Annotated in this window: 2 protein-coding genes; both read right to left on the bottom strand. The window is 48.0% G+C overall.

The genetic code is table 11. From position 1 onward, the window contains the following. Nucleotides 1-29: 29 nt before the first annotated feature. Nucleotides 30-1,340, bottom strand: coding sequence for a homoserine dehydrogenase (locus RMO84_RS10615; RefSeq protein ID WP_310488432.1), 1,311 nt, complete (start codon nucleotides 1,338-1,340; stop codon nucleotides 30-32). A 200-nt stretch (nucleotides 1,341-1,540) separates the two neighbouring features. Continuing rightward, on the bottom strand, nucleotides 1,541-2,298 hold a 758-nt coding region (locus RMO84_RS10610; RefSeq protein WP_310488431.1), incomplete at its 5' end, for a tetratricopeptide repeat protein.

The following is a 2,298-nucleotide window of genomic DNA, read 5'->3' as shown; positions in this document are numbered from 1 at the left end:
CCTAAAGCCTAAAGCCTAAAGCCTAAAGCCTAAAGCACTCGAATAATACTAGGAATGCTAGCGATCGCGTCTAGTTTTTTAATCTCAGCTAATGCGGAGTCAAAATCGGCTTCCGAGACATCGTGGGTGACGACGACGATTTCGGCGCGATCGCCTTGGAAACCAGTTTGGACGATCGACTCGATACTGACATTATGTGCGCCAAAGCGGGTGCCTAGTTTGCCAATGACGCCAGGTACATCCATACATAAGAATCTAACGTAGAAACTGCTACGTAAGCTCGATCGAGTCGCCATCTCGCTATAGTGGCTATGACTACAGCTTAACAGGGGATTGAGCGAATTATTGGGGGAATCAATCGCCTCTTCGCGATCGGGATGGCAGTTGATGACACCGACTAGTGCCAGGAGATCGGAAACCACCGCTGAAGCCGTCGCACCAGCACCCGCACCAGGGCCGAATAGCATCACCTGACCTAATGGTTCGCCTTCGACTAAAATCGCATTGTAGACGCCATTGACAGTAGCGAGAGGACGATCTTTCGGGACGAAGGTAGGGTGGACGCGGACAGAGACTTTACCATCTTCTAATCGTTCGGCGATCGCCAGTAGTTTGATGACAAAATTGAGCTTGTCAGCATAGGCAATATCCGTCGCGCTGATTTTGCGAATCCCTTCGCAATCCACATCCTCCCGCTTAATTCTGCCGCCAAAAGCCAGCGATGCCAGAATCGCGATTTTATCACCCGCATCCAAACCATCGACATCAGCAGTCGGATCTGCCTCCGCATAGCCGAGTTTTTGGGCATCGGCGAGGATATCGGCAAATTCTCCACCCTCAGCGGTCATCCGCGTCAGGATATAGTTGGTCGTACCATTGATAATTCCCGTAACGCGGTGAATCCGATTGACACCCAAGGACTGCTTCAAGGGTTGAATCACAGGAATGCCACCACCGACAGCCGCCTCTAGCATCACATAGACACCCGCTTGATTGGCAGCAGTAAAGATTTCGTCGCCAAATTTGGCAATGACGGCTTTATTGGCAGTGACGATGTGTTTGCCATGGGCGATCGCGTCGAGTATCAAGCTCCGTGCGGGTTCGATGCCACCCATCAGCTCGACGATAATATCGATTTCGGGATCGGAGACGATCGAGTCGAGATCGGTCGTTATCACCTCCGCAGGCAGATCCACCGCACGCGGCTTATCGATCGATCTCACACCCACGCGCTGGATCTCGATCGATTGCAGTAAATGATGCCGACCGACGGGATCTCGTAAAATTTGAACCGTTCCCGTTCCAACAGTTCCCAGTCCTAAGATGCCAATTTTTACCACAACTCGATCGTTTTTAGATAATTACCATACTGTTTCGATCTTAAGCTAGTACGTACCCAAAATTTAGCCTTCCCCCCAGCAGCTCTGGATGGGTAAGGCTAAATTGGCAAGATTGCGATCGACAAACGTACGCAGTTAATTGGGCATAATGGGCTTATTAATCTAGGTTCTCTCCAAGCTGCAATGACAATTCCGGTAGTTTATTGCCATTGTTTTACCATATCAATCGAGCTTTGATATTTTGAAGTGTCACCCTGTTGCTGGTATATTTTCGCTGCTTGGTTCATGTCATCGATCGCACCAGTTCGATCGTTCAGCTTCTCATATTTCAGAATGCTGCGATTGTTATATGCATCGGCATCGTTGGGATTGAGTTGAATCGCCCGATTGTAGTCGGATAAAGATCCCTGTGAGTCATTCAGTTTATCGTCTTTCAAAAGACCGCGACCGTAGTAAGCACGAGCATACTTGGGATTAATTTCGATCGCTCGATTGTAGTCGGCTAATGCTCCTCGATTGTCATTCAGCTTACTGTAATTCAGAACACCGCGATTGTAGTAAGCAAGAGCATTCTGGGGATTGATTTCGATCGCTCGACTGTAATCGGTTAATGCACCTTGAGTATCATTCTTCTCATATTTCACAATACCGCGCTCGTTGTATGCATCAGCATCCTGGGGATCGATTTCGATCGCTCGATTAAAATCGGCTAATGCTCCTCGATTGTCATTGAGCGTCTTGTAATTTAGAATACCGCGATTGTAGTAGGCAAGAGCATTCTGGGGATTGATTTCGATCGCTCGATTAAAATCGGCTAATGCTCCTCGATTGTCATTTAGTTTACTGTCCTTCAAAATACCGCGATCGATATATGCCAGAGCATTCTGGGGATTGATTTCGATCGCTCGATTAAAATCGGCTAGTGCTCCTCGATTGTCATTGAGCGTCTTGTATTTCA

Origin of the sequence: Chamaesiphon sp. VAR_69_metabat_338, from assembly GCF_031423935.1 — a bacterium.
Lineage (GTDB): Bacteria > Cyanobacteriota > Cyanobacteriia > Cyanobacteriales > Chamaesiphonaceae > Chamaesiphon.
Note: the sequence above shows the minus strand (reverse complement) of the source record. Positions and strands in the feature narration are given on the sequence as shown.